Annotated in this window: 15 protein-coding genes; 7 read left to right on the plus strand and 8 right to left on the minus strand. The window is 57.5% G+C overall.

Annotation, left to right across the window (positions count from 1 at the left end; genetic code table 11):
• Window positions 1-1,404 precede the first annotated feature (1,404 nt).
• From J2T21_RS12550 to J2T21_RS12570, 5 genes are all read right to left on the minus strand, one after another.
• The gene (locus tag J2T21_RS12550; protein WP_307581695.1) at window positions 1,405-2,664 is read right to left on the minus strand and encodes a lipopolysaccharide biosynthesis protein; all 1,260 of its coding nucleotides are present in this window, start codon (window positions 2,662-2,664) and stop codon (window positions 1,405-1,407) included.
• Window positions 2,661-3,236 (minus strand): CatB-related O-acetyltransferase, encoded by a 576-nt coding sequence (locus tag J2T21_RS12555; RefSeq protein WP_307581696.1) that lies wholly within the window; start codon window positions 3,234-3,236, stop codon window positions 2,661-2,663. The genes J2T21_RS12550 and J2T21_RS12555 overlap by 4 nt, the downstream gene beginning before the upstream one ends.
• Window positions 3,220-3,828: a glycosyltransferase gene (locus tag J2T21_RS12560; RefSeq protein ID WP_307581697.1), complete on the minus strand. Its 609-nt coding sequence runs from the start codon at window positions 3,826-3,828 to the stop codon at window positions 3,220-3,222. Before J2T21_RS12560 ends, J2T21_RS12555 begins: the two co-directional genes overlap by 17 nt.
• 470 nt (window positions 3,829-4,298) lie before the next feature.
• Window positions 4,299-5,180, minus strand: a complete 882-nt coding sequence (locus J2T21_RS12565; protein ID WP_307581698.1) for a glycosyltransferase family 2 protein — start codon at window positions 5,178-5,180, stop codon at window positions 4,299-4,301.
• Window positions 5,177-5,758: a DapH/DapD/GlmU-related protein gene (locus tag J2T21_RS12570; protein ID WP_307581699.1), complete on the minus strand. Its 582-nt coding sequence runs from the start codon at window positions 5,756-5,758 to the stop codon at window positions 5,177-5,179. The genes J2T21_RS12565 and J2T21_RS12570 overlap by 4 nt, the downstream gene beginning before the upstream one ends.
• A 101-nt stretch (window positions 5,759-5,859) precedes the next feature.
• On the opposite strand from J2T21_RS12570, the gene J2T21_RS12575 reads away from it, so the two are divergent.
• From J2T21_RS12575 to J2T21_RS12605, 7 genes are all read left to right on the plus strand, one after another.
• Window positions 5,860-7,116: a glycosyltransferase family 4 protein gene (locus J2T21_RS12575; RefSeq protein ID WP_307581700.1), complete on the plus strand. Its 1,257-nt coding sequence runs from the start codon at window positions 5,860-5,862 to the stop codon at window positions 7,114-7,116.
• A 73-nt stretch (window positions 7,117-7,189) separates the two neighbouring features.
• Complete coding sequence (gene gmd, locus J2T21_RS12580) at window positions 7,190-8,224, plus strand: GDP-mannose 4,6-dehydratase (protein ID WP_307581701.1); 1,035 nt, start codon at window positions 7,190-7,192, stop codon at window positions 8,222-8,224.
• Window positions 8,225-9,196 (plus strand): GDP-L-fucose synthase family protein, encoded by a 972-nt coding sequence (locus tag J2T21_RS12585; protein ID WP_307581702.1) that lies wholly within the window; start codon window positions 8,225-8,227, stop codon window positions 9,194-9,196.
• 90 nt (window positions 9,197-9,286) lie between these two features.
• The gene (locus J2T21_RS12590; RefSeq protein WP_307581703.1) at window positions 9,287-10,681 is read left to right on the plus strand and encodes a UDP-glucose dehydrogenase family protein; all 1,395 of its coding nucleotides are present in this window, start codon (window positions 9,287-9,289) and stop codon (window positions 10,679-10,681) included.
• A 102-nt stretch (window positions 10,682-10,783) separates the two neighbouring features.
• Window positions 10,784-12,175, plus strand: coding sequence for a sugar transferase (locus J2T21_RS12595; RefSeq protein ID WP_307581704.1), 1,392 nt, complete (start codon window positions 10,784-10,786; stop codon window positions 12,173-12,175).
• A 125-nt stretch (window positions 12,176-12,300) separates the two neighbouring features.
• A complete protein-coding gene (locus tag J2T21_RS12600; RefSeq protein ID WP_307581705.1) occupies window positions 12,301-13,575 on the plus strand; it encodes a class I SAM-dependent methyltransferase in 1,275 nt (424 codons plus the stop codon).
• A 134-nt stretch (window positions 13,576-13,709) separates the two neighbouring features.
• Window positions 13,710-14,852 (plus strand): glutamate--cysteine ligase, encoded by a 1,143-nt coding sequence (locus J2T21_RS12605; protein WP_307581706.1) that lies wholly within the window; start codon window positions 13,710-13,712, stop codon window positions 14,850-14,852.
• A gap of 80 nt (window positions 14,853-14,932) precedes the next feature.
• On the opposite strand, the gene tsaD is transcribed toward J2T21_RS12605, so the two are convergent.
• The 3 genes from tsaD to tsaB all read right to left on the minus strand — a co-directional run bounded on the left by tsaD (window position 14,933) and on the right by tsaB (window position 17,264).
• Window positions 14,933-16,006 (minus strand): tRNA (adenosine(37)-N6)-threonylcarbamoyltransferase complex transferase subunit TsaD, encoded by a 1,074-nt coding sequence (tsaD, locus tag J2T21_RS12610; RefSeq protein WP_307581707.1) that lies wholly within the window; start codon window positions 16,004-16,006, stop codon window positions 14,933-14,935.
• Between the two features lie 104 nt (window positions 16,007-16,110).
• Window positions 16,111-16,596, minus strand: coding sequence for a ribosomal protein S18-alanine N-acetyltransferase (gene rimI / locus J2T21_RS12615; protein WP_307581708.1), 486 nt, complete (start codon window positions 16,594-16,596; stop codon window positions 16,111-16,113).
• A complete protein-coding gene (tsaB, locus tag J2T21_RS12620; protein WP_307581709.1) occupies window positions 16,593-17,264 on the minus strand; it encodes a tRNA (adenosine(37)-N6)-threonylcarbamoyltransferase complex dimerization subunit type 1 TsaB in 672 nt (223 codons plus the stop codon). Before tsaB ends, rimI begins: the two co-directional genes overlap by 4 nt.
• Window positions 17,265-17,266 lie beyond the last annotated feature (2 nt).

Below are 17,266 nucleotides of genomic sequence, written 5' to 3' on the forward strand. Positions count from 1 at the left end.
TGTTGGCTTGTTGGTAGTGTCGTTCCGACTACGCGGTAATGTCCGTGGCCCGTCGCGACCACCCGATCCGATCGTCTCGCAACCCGGCGTGGCGATCATAAGAGGGACGGGATGTCTTGGTGGCGCGCGCGGAGGCCGTGTCCCGCTCTTCACGGGGCCGGGCCGACACGGCAACCATCGCTCCGGAGCGGACCGACTCCTGCTTTCTCAGTCGCAAGAACGCCCTCGCCGCCGCAGGCAGTGCTGCCAACCGCAGAACGGCACTGGATGCACCGACGTCGAGGAGCCATTACCTGGCGGGACCATGACCGACCGCCGGGACCGCGCATGTGCAGGTTACAACGGGCCCGAGTCAAGGCTCAAAGTACTACCACTTCCCCCGAATTCGATTACCACCTGCCCGGAGAACTCACTACCCGGTCGCCAGAACAGCACTACCATCAGACGCTATTTGGCAGACAGCTCATTTCAGGCCAAATGAGCGCCAAGCGCCAGCCCCTTGGCAGCGGCTCGAGATTGCCCACATGCGGTCCCCGCCAGCAACAAGTGCGAACGGTTCCCGCCGGGTGTTTCGAGCGGCAGCCGACGATCTTGAGCGGCCCTGCGTCCCCCGCGGATAGCCGCATCCCCGCGTCTCTCGTGCCGGATGGGCCCGGCCTGTCAGTGCCCGGTTCGGCGCCGTCCTGGCTGGTGTGCGCAATGATGCCGGGGGCTGCCGGTGGGGGCCCGTGTCCACAATCGGCGGTGGCATCAATGACGAAGTCGACATACTTTGTGCGCGGCCAAGACCTCGGGCGGTCAACATGTTGGAGCCCCAACGGTCTGCCAGGGATTCAACGATGGCCGCGACCGTCCTGATGCGTAACGCGTCCTGTCAGGATATGGTTATAGATGAGTCCTGATGCAAATCATCCCACCGCCATTGACCGGTTCGATGGCCCGTGTGAGGCCGGCACGGGATCGAGATTTCTGTGGGTAAAACGAAGATCTTCGGCGGGTTCCATCGAGGCTGCCGAAATGGTCTGGGAGCTTGCTGACATGGCCTGCTTCTTAGCGCCGATATGGCCTACTTCTAATCGACGAAACACAACTTCGCCACCTACCAGACCCCGGCAATCAACGATTGGCTGTCAGTCCATCCGCACTTCTTCATGTATTTCAGGCCAACAGCGTCGTCCTAGATTACCCAGGTCGAGCACTGGTTCGGGTTCCTCGCCAATAAGCTGCTGCGCCACGGGGTTCATAAAAGCGTCCAAGCCCTGGAACGAGACATGAAGAACTGGATCGAAACTGGGAACCAGGACTACGAGCCATTTATGCGGAAAAGTCCGTCGAGGGCTTCCCAGACGCCCTCACCAAATCTACCGACCGGATTTCAGGAGCCAAACCTTAATTGGAGAGTTCTCATCGTTCCTGAAGAATTCTCTGCGTTCGCCCAACAAAGTATCCGAGTATCGATACTTGTATACCGAACGAAGCTGCCAAACCCCACGATGCTCCAACTGCACCAGCGACTATTGCCCCAATGGCACATAAAGCCAGACAGAGGATGGTGCAGGTGATAGAAACAGCTGCCACAATTCGTTGACGATTCCAGCCCTGCAAAACTGCGCTCATTAGCGAGGCTGCTGACGCGAATATCAGACCCATGAGCGCAATTCTAACAGGCCATTCTGCCTCGACATATTCAGAACCAAGAAGCGTGGGCACCAGCGGAGGCAGGGTCCACGCCAGCCCCGTATATAGAACAGCAAATCCAGCAATCGAGATCCAAAGCATACGTAACGTATGCGTGATTCTTCCGAATTGCCTAGAAGCAACAGCTGGCATGAGTACGGTGGCAAGAGCTGAAGAGACCATCCCCAGCGGACCGGTCAAGCGGCTTGCTGCACCATAGAATCCGCCGACGGACGGGCCTCCGATTGAAGTAACGACAATCGCATCCAAATTCCTCAACTGCGCTCCGATAGAGTTCGCCCAATAAGACCTAGAACTGACGAGCACAGTTCTAAACGCCTCAAATCCAAAGTTAACTCCGGCGTTCTTAGCTGACTGATACCAAGCTAGACAAAGTGCCCCAATTGCGGCCACAGCGTAGGAAATCGCGAAAGCGAACAGAGCTGGAAATGAATCCAAAGCCACTAAAACGATGAAAAGCACAAGTGCCATCGTCCTCCGAAATACTTGATTCACAGCGTTCACGCGAGCTCTTCCGTCAGCTAGTGGTATTCCAAGCCACGCTTCCGTATTCTTTTCGGCAGCGCACCACACAGCTAGTGGTAGTAATTGCAAGTACTCGGAGTCATTTGTCACCTGATTCGCGAATAAGAGAGCCACTGCAGACAGGATCATGACCCCTGCGCCGGACAAACTCACCAACCCCAGTGCATAAGGCAGAAGCGAAGATCCAGGATTTAGAGCCCGCTCTTTAACGATAAAAGTTGACACTCCCAAGTCTGCAATCGTCTGCATGACGATAGCAGCCCCCCATATGGCCACTAGGATTCCGAAGCTCTTGGGCTCAATATTTCGTGCTAGGACTACTAACGCTAGGGCCTGAAAAACTGCACCGATGAAACGGGAACCAGTCACCCACGCGAATTGCCCCAAGATTCGTTTCCCCAAGAGTGTCGACTTTGGTGAGGTATTTTCAGTTAGGTTCACTTGAGTTGTTCCAGATGTCGCTGGCGCTCTTCTTCTGATTCGAATCGATATCGGACGACTCGTGCCGGATTTCCCGCAACAATGGCGAATGCGGGGACAGACTTCGATACAACCGCTCCGGCAGCCACGATGGCACCATCACCGATCTCTACGCCGCTCAGGACTACAGACGATGCCCCTATCCAAACGTCACGCCCAAACTTGACCAAATCTGATGGTTCTGACTGACGCTCTGAAACGCGTGTCGAGTGACTCATTGGAGTGCCAATTTCATTGGAGGCATGATCGTTCTTACCAACGATTTGAACACCCATTCCGATAATCACGTAGTCACCGATCTCGCCGGAAACTTGGACTACACTGTGCGGCCCGATAGAAACGTCATGGCCGATCCGTAGACCATGTGGCGAACTTACGACGACCCCCCGGCCCACCCTGAAGTTCGCCCCGTAAGTGACATTCTCATGAACGGCCAAAGATCTGAGGATATGGCGAGCTACTCTAACCAGGGGCCTCGGGACGCCAGTCGCGAACGCGTGATTGGTACTTCGTATTCTAGACATATGTCTCATCTCTCCCTGTTAAGGCAGCAGCCAGGCCTTTTGACATTGCATCGGCTGAATAGCGATTGCGCACAAAAGCTGATGCTTCTTCAATTGGAACGTTTCCTCGGCTCTGCCATCGGACCACGATCTTATCTGCCATTTGGGCCGGATTATCAGAAGCGAACCAGCTTACACGGCCGTCAGTCCCCAACTCGATTTCGGGCGAATGTTCTTCGTCCTCGGCCACAATCATGGGTATACCAAAACCGAGCGACTGAGTCAGCCCGAGTCCGGCGAAGCCTGGAGAGGCACTTGCAAAGCTCCTGGAGTAGTACGTTCGGAGGTCTTCGACGTCGTCGATCCAACCCACGAACTCCACCAAATCGACGCCCAGCCCCAGTTCCGAACAAATCTCGCGGAGCCGCTCTTCCATGGACCCCCCGCCAATAAGCAGAAGCTTGGCCCCTTCCATACGATCCGTGGCAAGCGCAAACGCTCGAATAACAAGGTCGAGCTTCTTGGCCTTCTCAAAACGGCCAACGTAAATAAGACAGTGCCTATCGCCGTCCGCAACAGACGGACGGATCACGTTCTGGCGGTACAAAGAATTGGGTGCCACCCAAACAGGTTTGTCTGGAAGTTCTTGGACCCCTCGGTCTCGATCACGATAGGTATAAGACACAGTTCCATCAGCGAGCCACCGCAAAAGCCTTCTCAGCCATGCTGTATTTGCAGATCCCCCAGCTTGAGGATGCAAGTGTCCCCAAACGAGAGTGCGTCGACGGAGAATTTTGCGTATCAGCAACAATGGCCAAACAGAAAGGCTACGGGGGTTAAGATCCACGACAAGATTCGCCACACGTAAGGTCATAAATGTCCGGGGAATCTGGATGAACGCTTTTCCGCCTATTCGCAACATCGGAGTCTCACGATATAAGTCCCTTCGAATACCCGTCTTAACGCTCATGTCAAGGTGGGCTTTGGATACCTCAATCTCCAGATCACCCTTCAGCTCCGTGCGCAGGAGCTCAATGCACTCCTCTCGGTATTTGGGCAAGACAGCCAAGAAGAGGCCGTACTCGGGAGTCTTCATCGCCGCGAACCTTCTGTCTCCGACGGCCGCTCCGTAGCCGGGCGCGACTCCTGCAGTTCAATCTCACGAACCTTGATGCCGATCTGCCAGTAGTAGAAGCTCAGCGCCAATGCATAATGCAAGCCCTCCCGACCGTCCAGGAATCCAGCCTTCACCATGTACGAATAAACAAAGAACACGAGTCCCTTGAACGGCAATCTAGTCGCTATTCGTCCGAGGCGCGAGCGCGCTTGTCGAGATGCGTTGTCTCCGTCGTACAGCATCTGAGCTTCCCAGTCGCTATACCTGTTATGCCGCTGAAAGTAGTCAAATAGGCCATCTCGGTCGTCGTGACCAAGAGGAGAAGTGAGTAGTTCAACCGTTCCAGTGCTAATCTGCGGCTGATAGTGTCCCTCAACTTCCCACATGTTCTTGACATGTAGGTCATCCGGCCGTGGCCAGTAACCGCAGCTTCGACGCATACCGATCCTTTTCGAAACCCGATGCCCATGTCTTAGCTCTTTGCCGAGCCAAAAATATCTTAAGGGGACTTGAATCGCTGAGGCATTAGCTCGAACTATGACCTGTCGAATCTCAGTGACAATGTCTTCGGTAAAGTATTCATCGGCATCCAAATAAATGACCCAATCGTTGGTGCATTGGGGCAAAGACCACTCTTTCTTTTTTGGATACTTACCATCCCAAGTGAACTGCACGACTCGAGCCCCGGCTGCTTCAGCAAGTTCAACAGTCCTATCGGTGCTGTTAGAATCGATGACTAGAATTTCGTCAAAATCCTTAGCCGACATAACAGCCCGCTCTACATGCTTCTCCTCGTTCTTGGTGAGGATGACCACGGAAGCTTTCAGCTTTCCGCCACTTACTTTGCCTAGACTCATTTGCTGTAATACCTCTCGCCATAATCAGTCGTTTTGTTCGATGTCCCGACGATTCGATTAGCAGGTATTGAAGCATTCGGACCAAGGACACTACCGGGCTTGACAACGCTACTTCGGCCGATCGTTGTCCCACCCAGAATCATAGATCTCGAAGTTATCCAGACGCCGTCCTCAATTTTCACCGGTCGCGTCAACAACGCCATGTCGCGCCGCAAAGCATGGCTTCCCGTAGTAATAAAGGCTTCCTGGGATACGACAACGTCCGTTCCAATCCAGACTTCGTCTTGGTTATGGATCCACACTCCTTCTCCGATCCAACAACGATCGCCAATCGAGAGCTTCCAAGGGAACTTAACACGAGTCCGTGGCCGAAACACGACGCCGTTACCGATCTCTGCACCGAAAGTTCGCAGCGCCCAAACTCTGAGTTTTGAGCTGATCTGGAGCGGATTCGTGACAATGAAAAACTCGACGATTCCCCATAAATACACCACCGATGCCGGACGTCCCCAAACCGACTTTTCGCCGGGAGCCTGCGCCAAGTTGATTACCCGTACATCTGGCTTGACCTTATCCAATGCCGCCCCTGTTCTAAACATTGACCACACAACGGATTGTTCGTGGTGCAAATTAACTTCTCGAATCGTGGTTCACCCACCGACTAGCATAATATGGACGAGTGAGCCTCCCTAACATCGTGACACCGCCGCAAGATTTTGCAGCACTCCTTACAAGCCTCAACTACGCACCAGAGCAAACCGGGATTGCCCCCTACGCCACGAAATTGGCTGAGGGCCTCCACCTCCAAGGAATTGACATTCAAGTCCTGGCGGGCTATCCGCACTACCCCCAATGGGAGGCGCACTCAGGTTACACGGGGATGACGATGGAACAACACGTCAACGGCGTTAGCATCAGGCGACTGCGCCACCGCATTCCTTCTGTTCCGAAGTTCCTGCCCCGAATCCACATGGAGTTGTCATACGGCCTCCGTATTTTACTCACCAAATGGCACGCATCCGATGTGGCTCTGACTATCTCACCGGCACTATTTGCATCAGGAATGACGGTCTTGAAGGCACGTAGCACGGGAACGCCGGTCGGCATATGGGTCCAAGACCTCTACAGCCGTGGGTTGGAGGAAACGACGGGCAGCTCCCTTTTGGTATCACGCGCCGTTAAGTTCATCGAAGGCAAGATCCTGCGATCTGCTACTGGGGTCACTGTGATACACGAACGTTTCCGCCAGTACGTTGTGGATGAACTCGGCGTATCGGCCGATAAGGTTCACGTCATTCGAAACTGGTCCCACATCGAGGTTCCAGAAAAAATCGATCGCGAATCCGTCCGTGAGAGCTTGGGTTGGAAGGTGGACGAAATTATCGCACTCCATGCTGGGAACATGGGCGTCAAACAAGATTTGGGAAATATCATCGAAGCTGCTCGAGTGGCTTTCTCCAGCGGTTCCAAGGTTCGTTTCGTCCTGCTCGGCGACGGCAATCAGCGACCGGCACTGGAGGCAAGCGCCGAAGGCGTTGGCAATCTATCATTTCTTGCGCCACTCTCTGATGCAAACTTCGTACCTGCTCTGCAAGCCGCTGACGTTCTCCTTGTAAATGAGCTCCCTGGGGTCAAGGAGATGTCGGTTCCAAGCAAGCTGACCTCATATTTTGCGACAGGACAACCCATCATTGCAGCGACTGAACCCGATAGTGCCACTGCCGACGAAATAAGGGCTTCGGGCTCTGGCCTTCATGTTCAATCAGGCAAACCCTCAGAGTTACTGGCCGCCATCGAAGAGTTAGCCTCCAACCCGGATCTGGCCACCAAATGCAGCGTGTCGGGCACCATATATGCGCAAACGATACTAAGCGAGAAACGCGCCATCGACGAATTCGCCATTTGGCTTAGCTCGCTGAAAAATTCTGTCAATTAGACGATTTCCGATATGATTAATTGCAAGTCTCGGCAAACATTCGATATTCATTTCAACCACTTGGGGGACCACATTGGCTAAAAAAGCACTCATCACCGGCATCACAGGTCAGGACGGGTCGTATCTGGCCGAACTCCTCCTAAGCAAAGGCTATGAAGTACATGGCCTCATTCGCCGAGCCTCGACGTTTAATACTGCTCGCATCGATCATATGTACGTCGATCCGCATCAGTCTGATGCGAAGCTTTTCCTTCACTACGGCGACCTTTCCGACGGGGCTCGGCTGGTGACACTACTTTCCGAAATCAGTCCTGACGAGGTATACAATCTCGCAGCCCAATCACATGTCCGTGTCTCCTTCGATGAACCTGAGCACACTGGCAACACCACGGGAATCGGTACCGTCCGCCTTCTTGAAGCTCTGCGCATGGCTCACGTTGATGCCCGCTTCTATCAGGCGTCATCCTCAGAGATGTTCGGTGCCACTCCTCCGCCGCAGAACGAAGACACTCCGTTCTACCCTCGGTCCCCTTACGGGGCGGCGAAGGTATACAGCTACTGGATCACCAAGAACTACCGCGAGGCTTACGGGATGTTTGCCGTCAACGGCATTCTCTTTAACCATGAGTCGCCTCGCCGTGGCGAAACGTTTGTCACGCGCAAAATCACACGCGCCGTAGCCGCCATCAAGACTGGCAAACAAAACGAGCTTTACATGGGTAACCTCGACGCGGTTCGTGACTGGGGTTACGCCGCCGAGTACGTCGAAGGCATGTGGCGCATGCTTCAGGTAGACGAGCCTGAAGACTTCGTGTTGGCTACCAACGCCGGATATTCAGTTCGTGACTTCCTTCAGTACTCGTTCGAGCACGTCGGCCTCAATTGGGAGAACTACGTGCGGTTCGATGAGCGCTATTTGCGCCCAACCGAAGTAGATGCTCTCATCGGTGACTACTCAAAGGCTGAAAAGAAACTCGGCTGGGTCCCGACCGTGAGAACACCGGAGTTGGCACGCATCATGGTAGATGCGGATCTCGAGGCACTCAAGAATGCCGGCAACCCCTGGATTGACAATGTAAACCTCGAAAGCTGGAAGGTCTGCGTTTAGGTGGGAAGCAGTGAATATGTCGCTCGTCCACTAAACCGAACAGCAAAGATCTATGTCGCTGGGCACCGTGGACTTGTAGGGTCCGCGATTTGGCGAAAGTTAGAGTCCGAGGGATTCACCAACATCATTGGACGAACCTCGGCCGAGCTGGATTTGAAAGACCGCGGCGCGGTTTTCGAATTCTTCGCTTCTGAAAAGCCTAATTATGTAGTCTTGGCGGCTGCCAAAGTCGGTGGCATTTTAGCCAACAATACTTTCCCAGCTGACTTCTTGAGCGAGAACATGCAGATCCAAGTGAACACCATGGATGCGGCGCTTGAGCATAATGTCGAACGTCTCCTTTTTCTTGGTTCTTCATGTATCTACCCAAAGATGGCTCCGCAGCCGTTGAAGGAAGAATACCTGCTCACAGGGCAGTTGGAACCGACGAACGACGCCTACGCCATTGCCAAGATCGCTGGGATCCTACAAATTCAGTCGATTCGCCGCCAGCATGGGAAAGCATGGATTTCTGCGATGCCGACAAATCTATACGGACCAGGCGACAATTTCTCCCCGATGGGCTCGCACGTAATGCCGGCTTTGATTCGACGCTACGACGAGGCCGTCCAAAATGGCGCCACGACAGTCGTCAATTGGGGCAGTGGAACGCCGCTTCGGGAGTTCCTTCACGTTGATGATATGGCTTCAGCTTGTCTCTTCCTCCTAGAACACTATGACGGTCCTGAACATGTCAATGTTGGGGTGGGTTCAGATGTCACCATCAAGGAGCTTTCCGAGACGGTCGCCCAAGCCGTTGGCTATGAAGGTTCCATGGAATGGGATGCGAGTAAGCCTGATGGAACGCATCGCAAGCTCATGGACGTTTCCAAGCTAACAGCGGCTGGTTGGACTGCAAAGATCGGTCTTCATGAGGGAATCCAACAAACCGTAGATTGGTTCCGCAACAATCGTGAGTCATTCCGCGGATAGATTCATCGTGGAGGCGCTATCAAGCGCCTCCGCCTCTCCGCACAAAATTCGTTAGAAGTACCGTCATCTGCATGCCCGGGCGATTTCGCGATGGCTAGAAGTTGGCGTCATTTTCAGGGGGAAACAGTGTCACCACGTATTTCAGTCATCGGAACAGGCTATTTGGGTGCCACCCATGCTGCTTGCATGGCAGAACTGGGTTTTGAAGTCATTGGGCTGGATATTGATCAAAACAAGATTAATAGCTTGTCCCGAGGTGAACTTCCATTTCACGAACCTGAGCTACCGGAGCTATTGCTAAAGCACATCTCAACCGGGCGCCTGCGTTTTACGACTTCCTATAAGGAAATCGGTGCATGGGCTGATGTGCACTTCATTGGTGTCGGAACACCACAGAAATCTGGCGAGTACGCGGCAGATATGACCTACGTGGATGCTGCCACATTGTCCTTGGCCCAGCACATTACCAAGGATTCCGTGATCGTAGGTAAGTCGACAGTGCCAGTGGGCACTGCCCGTCGACTCAGAAATCTCGTTGCGGAGAATAAACAAGCTGATGTATCCATCGGCTTTGCCTGGAATCCAGAATTCTTGCGTGAAGGATTCGCGGTCAAGGATACTCTACAGCCCGATCGCTTGGTCGTCGGAGTTGAGGAGACGGCCACCGAACAGGTCCTGAGGACTGTATATGCGGCAGCGATTGCTGATAATACGCCGTTCATCAGCACTGACTTCGAAACCTCCGAACTTGTGAAAGTGGCAGCCAACGCTTTCCTCGCCACGAAGATCTCGTTCATCAACGCCTTCTCCGAGATCACCGAATCTGTCGGTGGAGACATTCGCACCTTGGCTGACGCCCTCGGACACGATCTAAGAATTGGACGACGGTTTCTCAACGCGGGCGTTGGGTTTGGAGGCGGGTGCCTTCCCAAAGACATCCGGGCACTTCAGGCACGCGTCAGCGAGTTGGGCTTGGAACGGACGATGCGATTCTTGTCAGAAGTCGACGAGATCAATCTTCGGCGTCGAGATCGAGTTGTTCATCTCGCTGAAGAAATGGCGGGACCATTGGGAGGCAAGAAGATTGCCATTCTTGGTGTAACTTTCAAGCCCAACAGCGATGACGTGCGTGATTCCCCTGCGTTGGACGTAGCCGCGCGATTGTTCAGTGCCGGAGCCGACGTCAACGTTTATGATCCCAAGGGCAATGCAAACGCTTCAAAGCGCTTTCCACGCCTAAATTACGTTGGTTCGGCTCTCGAATCCGTTAGCGATGCCGATCTTGTGATATTGCTTACTGAGTGGTCTGAGTTCAGCGATCTTCTGCCAATCGACCTCGACCATTTAGTGAAAGCAAAGAATTTTATCGACGCCCGAAACGTCTTGGACCTCGCTACCTGGCGAGCCGCTGGGTGGCAGATAGCTGCACTTGGTCACAAGTTCGAATCAGAGCCCGCGTTTGCTTCTGAAATGGCCCTTTCCTAGGCTTCGCCGCAGCGTTAGTCATTCAAATATTTTCCTCGGGGGATCAACATATTGCGCAATAATAACCACGAATGGAGAACCGGGATCCCCCGGGTCCTCAGTATGATCGACGGAGTTTCCATCGTTATCGCAATGGTTACTGCTCAGTTGTCACGCTTCGGAACTGGTACTGACCAGTCCTTGGGCGGGGTCGTCGTCACAAGTTATTGGCTCGTAACAGCCCTGCTGGGGATAGTGTGGTGGTTCTTTCTCCGAATCTGGGGCTCCAGCGATATCAAAGTCCTTGGTGCCGGTCCTGAAGAGTACAAACGCGTGGCTGTTTCGTCCCTCTACCTATTTGGCTCCGTGGCTATCGTGTCTTACTCGTTCAGCATTCACACAGCCCGTGGATATATAGGTGTGGCGATGCCGCTTGGCATCGTACTTTTGCTGATCTCACGATGGATCTGTCGAAAGATTCTGGTTCGGCATCGAAATAGCGGCCGCTTTACACGCCGGATCATGCTTGTGGGCAGCCCCGCGGCGGTCGATCATCTTCACCGCAGACTGGGCAGTGTGCCTGGCGCCGGGTATCTACCTGTCGCAGTAATCTTGCCCGGATACCAACTCAACTCACCCTCCGGCAAAGAACTCAATCTACCTGTTGCGAGTGTTGGCAGCGAAATACGCCAAATCCTTGAAGCCGTCGAGTCATATAAGGTCGATGCCATTGCAATTTCAGCGGGCACGGTTCTAAAGCCTCGGGTCATTCGACAGCTGGGCTGGGAACTTCAGGAACGACGCATCAGCATGATCATGGCTCCAGCACTTACCGACATTGCCGGACCCCGCATCCACACCCAACCCGTAGCCGGGTTGCCCTTGATCCATGTTTCAACGCCAGAACTTGAAGGTTCACAGGCTTTCGTGAAGCGGGCATTCGACTGCATTGGTGCAGTGCTCGGATTGATCATTCTCTCACCGTTATTTCTCTTCGTTGCATTGCTAATCAAGAAGGACAGTCCTGGCCCGATTTTCTTCCACCAGGAACGGATAGGCCGAAAGGGAGTTCCGTTCAAGATGCACAAGTTCCGCTCAATGGTCGTTGACGCCGAGGACCTCCTAGCCGATTTGCAAACAGTCGACGAGGGCAACGGCGTCCTATTCAAGATGAAAACCGATCCGCGGATCACCAAGATTGGCGCGTTCATTCGCCGCTATAGCATCGACGAGCTCCCCCAATTATGGAATGTCTTGACCGGCGAGATGAGCATGGTGGGTCCTCGGCCTCCACTCCAGAGTGAGGTCGAGACCTACGAGGAGTACGTCCTTCGTAGGCTCAAAGTCAAGCCCGGAGTGACAGGACTTTGGCAGGTCAGCGGTCGCTCAGATTTGTCGTGGGACGATAGCGTGCGTCTGGACCTTTACTACGTCGAGAACTGGTCGCTCACTCAAGACCTGATCATCCTTTTCCGCACAGCCAAGGCAGTGTTCGGCAAGGACGGCGCCTACTAAGGTTTCGGCCAGACTCACGCTCGCAGCAATGACGTCGGCTTCGATTCCCATGCTTTGGTCGGAATAGCGGCCGTATCATTCTGTAGCCGAACAAGTCTTTCACTCTTACCGCTAGGCTTGATCCTATGGCTTTTTCCTCTTCTGCTGACGGCAACACTGCAGCAATTTCCAACCTTGCTCAGATACTCACCCCCGAGGGCTGGACACTGTTGAATACGGTGGACCCTTCCTCGGCGGGCACCAAAGAAGCCGCCTTCCAACTGAATTTGATTCTTCGAAAGGCCGGGCACCCCACCGAGTTGGTGACAGCCGTGGTGCAGCAAAGCCAGCTGCGCTTTAAAGCCCGGGTTAAATTCGGCCCGTTTGCCGACACCATGGTGTTCACCCCCGCCGGCCTCGAACAGGCCACGCGCCTAAAGCTTGCGGGCCTGCATGCCCAGCGTTTCACCCGTGCCGGGATCAAGAAGGTCGCCGACCTTGGATGCGGCATCGGCGCCGATTCTCTCGCCCTGGCCAGCGCCGAGATCGAGGTGACCGCCGTGGAGATGGACGAGACCACCGCGGCCGCGGCCACCTTGAACCTCATGCCGTGGCCCACCGCGACGGTCGTCAACGCGGACGCGACCGAGTTCGACCTCACCGGCTTCGACGGGGTCTGGCTGGACCCGGCCCGGCGCACCACCGACACCTCCGGAACCTCGCGGATCTTCGATCCCGAGGCGTTTTCCCCTCCGCTGTCCTTCGTCGAGTCGCTGGCCGACCGAGGGCTGGCCGTGGGCGTGAAGATGGGCCCCGGCCTGCCGCACGGTGCGGTTCCTGCCAATTGCGAGGTCCAGTGGGTCTCCATCAACGGGGATGTCACCGAGGCGGCCCTCTGGTTCGGCCCGCTGGCCCGCCCCGGCATCCGCCGCGCGGCTCTGGTGATCGGTGCGCACGGCGCCACGGAACTGACCAGCGGCGTGGACTTCGACCCCGATGCGGCGCTGCGCGGGGACGTGCCGGTCGGCGCAATCGACTCCTACATCTACGAACCCGACGGTGCGGTGATCCGCGCCGGGCTGATCGACCAGCTGCTCAAGGACACCGGCGGGCACCTACTCGACCCGCACATTGCCTACTTCAGCACCGCCGAAGCCGTGGCGACCCCGCTGGCAAAGGCCTACAAGGTCCTGGCCGTCCACCCGTACCACGTGAAGAACCTGCGCGCGTGGGTCAAGGCCGAAAAGATCGGTGTGCTGGACATCAAGAAGCGCGGCATGGACGTCACCCCCGAGGAGCTGCGCAAGATCCTGCTGGCCGGCACCGGGCGCGACGCGAAAAACAAGGCGACCCTGGTGCTCACCCGCATCGGCGATACCCGCCTGGCCATCGAGGTCGAGCCGGTCGTTTTCCCCGTGTGAGCGCAATGACACGACCGTTGGACCGCCAAACCCCACCGAACCTCCATTGGTGGCATCAACTGTGCGGTTTCCCTCGATAGACTGAAGGGCAAGAACATATTGGGGTGGATCGCCTCATGGATCATGGAGGTTCGATGCAAATAGATTTCGCATCATCACGCCAGTCCACGCTCGGTGTGGAATGGGAAGTTGCGTTGGTGGATCGTCATACTTCCGACCTGCGTTCGGTCGCCGAGGAAGTGCTTGCCGAATTGAACGTGCGGCACGGGAACCTTGGGATCGATGATGAACACCCCCATGTGAAGCAGGAGCTGCTGCTGAACACCGTGGAAATCGTGACGGGCGTGTGCGAAACCGTGGCCCAGGCCAAGGCACAACTGCACGAGAACCTGGTGGCTGTCCGCGAGGTCACCGACCCCATGGACGTGGACCTGTACTGCGCCGGTTCCCACCCCTTCGCCCCGCCGAAGCTGCAGCCGGTCACCGACAAGGACCGCTACGCGAAGATGATCGACCGCACCCAATGGTGGGGCCAGCAAATGGTCATCTACGGCGTGCACGTGCACGTGGGCCTGGACTCGCGGGCCAAGGCCCTGCCGATCGTCGACGGGCTGATCAACTACCAGGCGCACTTCCAGGCGCTCTCGGCCTCCAGCCCCTTCTGGGGAGGGGAAGACACCGGCTATGCCTCGCACCGCGCCCTGATGTTCCAGCAGCTCCCCACCGCCGGAATCCCGTATCACTTCCCGGCCTGGGAACAATACGAGGCCTACGTCGCGGACATGCTGCACACCGGCGTCATCGACGACATCTCCGAGATCCGCTGGGATGTGCGCCCGGTCCCCCGCTTCGGGACCGTCGAAATGCGCATCCCCGACGGGCTGTCCTCGCTGCAGGACATCGGCGCCATTGCCGCATTGACCCAATGCCTGGTCGATGACATGTCCACCACCCTGGATGCCGGCGGAACTATTCCCGTCATGCCGCCCTGGTACCGCGTCGAGAACAAGTGGCGCGCCGCCCGCTACGGCATGGAAGCGATCATCATCCTGAATGCCGCCGGGGACGAAATGCTCGTCACCGACCACCTGCGCCTGGAGCTCGAGCGGCTGGCCCCGGTCGCCGAAAAGCTGGGCTGCAGCGCCGAGCTGGCCGACGTGGAACGCATCATCACCGGAGGCGCCGGTTACCAGTGGCAGCACAAGATCGCCACGGCGCACAACGGCGACCTCCACGAGGTCGTCAAGGACAATGTCCGCAGGATGCACCTGGCCTGAGCCAAGGCTCGAAGGACGCAACAAGGGGTGGACGGGTAGTTTCCCGTCCACCCCTTGTTGCGTTCAAGGCTATTTTGGCCCTATGCCACCAACGAAACCAGGCTCACCGGTTGCCCGGAATCGGTGGAGAACTTCAGCCCGGTCGGGGAAACACCGCCGGCCACCAGCTGGGCTCCCAGGGCCGCAACCATCGCGCCGTTGTCGGTGCACAGGTTCCGCGGCGGCACCCGCAGGGTGATCCCTGCCGAGGCGCAGCGCGCGGCCAGCAGTTCGCGCAGCCGCGAGTTCGCAGCCACCCCTCCCCCGAGCATCAGGTTGGTCAGCCCGTGTTCCTGGCAGGCGCGCACGGCCTTGGAGGTGATCACGTCGACCACGGCCTCCTGGAAGCCGGCGGCGATGTCGGCCACCGGAACCTCCTCGCCGCGATTCTGGTACTGCTCCACGCAGCGAGCAACCGCGGTCTTGAGCCCGGAGAATGAAAAGTCATGGCGGTGCTTGCCCGGTTCCTCGGCGGTGCCGATGAACTTGGGCAGGGTCAGCCCGCGCGGGAACCGGATGGCCTTTGGATCGCCTTCCTTGGCGATTCGGTCAATGACAGGTCCGCCGGGGTAGCCCAGGCCCAGCAGCCGTGCGACCTTGTCGTAAGCCTCCCCCGCGGCGTCGTCGATCGTGGCCCCGAGCAGGCGCACGTCGTCGGTCAGCGAGTTGACCTGCAGGATTTCGGTGTGGCCGCCGGAAACCAACAGCGCCCCAAGGTTCTCGGGCAGCTCTCCCCCGTCCAGGATGCCCACGCCGACGTGGGCAACCAGGTGGTTGATCGCGTACAGCGGCTTGCCCGTGGCCAGGGCCAGGGCCTTCGCGGCGGAGCCCCCCACCATCAGGGCGCCGGAGAGCCCGGGGCCGCTGGTCACCGCGATCGCGTCGATCTCATCCAGCGACACCCCCGCGTCCTTCAGCGCGGCGGACAGCGTCGGCACGAAGGCGTCCAGGTGGGCACGGGAGGCAATCTCGGGGATGACCCCGCCGAAGCGCACATGCTCTTCCATGGAGGAGGCCACGGCGTTGACCAGGAGCTCGGTTCCACGCACGATACCCACCCCGGTTTCGTCACAGGAGGATTCAATGCCAAGAACGAGCGGTGCAGTAAGGGACATGGTTCCAATTTTAGGGCCGGGGCCCCGCTTTGGGCGAAGCGGATGCGTTCGCCCTTGTGTTCCGGGCCAGCCAGGGACCACCCGTGCACATGGACACGGCCGGATCAACCGGCTGTGAAAAGCACCTTGCGCATGATGATGGCATCGACGCCGTCGCGGTAGTACCCCTTGCGGCGGTGGATGGCCTCGAAGTCGTGGCGCCCATACAGGCCCTGGGCCCGGGGGTTGTCCTCGCGGACCTCCAGCAACAGGTCGGTGGCACCGAGCTTCACGGCGGTGTCGATCATCAGGCGCAACAGGTGCGTCCCGATCCCCCGGCCCTCGTAGTGCGGGTCCACGGCGATGGTCTGCACATCCGCCAACGGCAGCACGCACATCAGCCCGCAGTACGCGATTGTTTTCCCGGCGTCCTGCACCACCCAATAGTTCCGGGTGTCCACCAGATCCAGCTCGCCCATGAACATCTCCCGAGGCCAGGCATCCGCCGGGAAAAGCGCCTTTTCCATCTCCCAGACTTCGTCCACGTCCGCGTGGAGCATGGGCCTGGTATCCAGGCCCGCCGGCACGGGGTTGGGCTCCTGTTCGGTCACAGCAGCTTGCCCTTCATCACCGCGGGCACCTTCGCGTCGGATTCGCGCAGGTACAGCGGCTCGGTGCCCAGCAGGGCATCGCCGGCGGCCAGGGTGCGCAGCGCGCGGGTGCCCAGCGAGACGGCTCCGGGATGGAAGTCCTCGAAGCCTTCCACGGCGTTGGCACCCACCGCCGCCAGGCGATCGGCGTAGAGGCCGGCCCCGGCCCCGTACACCGGGCCTGCGGGCAGTTCCTCGGCCACGGTGACGTGCGGGCCGTCGAGCAGCGCCCCGGCCTTGTCGTAGCGTGCCCAGTACAGCTCCTTGCGCCGCGCGTCGATGGCTACGGTGAAGTCCCCGGCCGGTTGCCGGGCCACCGCATCCAGGGCGATGGCATCCAGGCTCATCACCCCGTGGACCGGCACTCCCCAGACAAAGCCGAGGGTCCGGGCGGTGGCCAGCCCCACGCGCAGCCCGGTAAAGGGCCCGGGGCCTACCCCGACCGCGATCGCCTCGGGAACCACCGAGCCGGCGGCGGCGAGCAGGGACTCGATGGCCGGGGCCAGGACCTCGGAGTGGTCGTTGCTCTCGTTCGAGGTGAAGGCGCCGAGCACCTCGATGGCAGAGCCCTCGGAACGCAGCAGTGCCGCCGAGGCGTTGGCGGAAGTGTCAATGGCCAATAAGAGCATCT

Source organism: Paeniglutamicibacter psychrophenolicus (assembly GCF_030812255.1).
GTDB classification, from domain to species: domain Bacteria; phylum Actinomycetota; class Actinomycetes; order Actinomycetales; family Micrococcaceae; genus Paeniglutamicibacter; species Paeniglutamicibacter psychrophenolicus_A.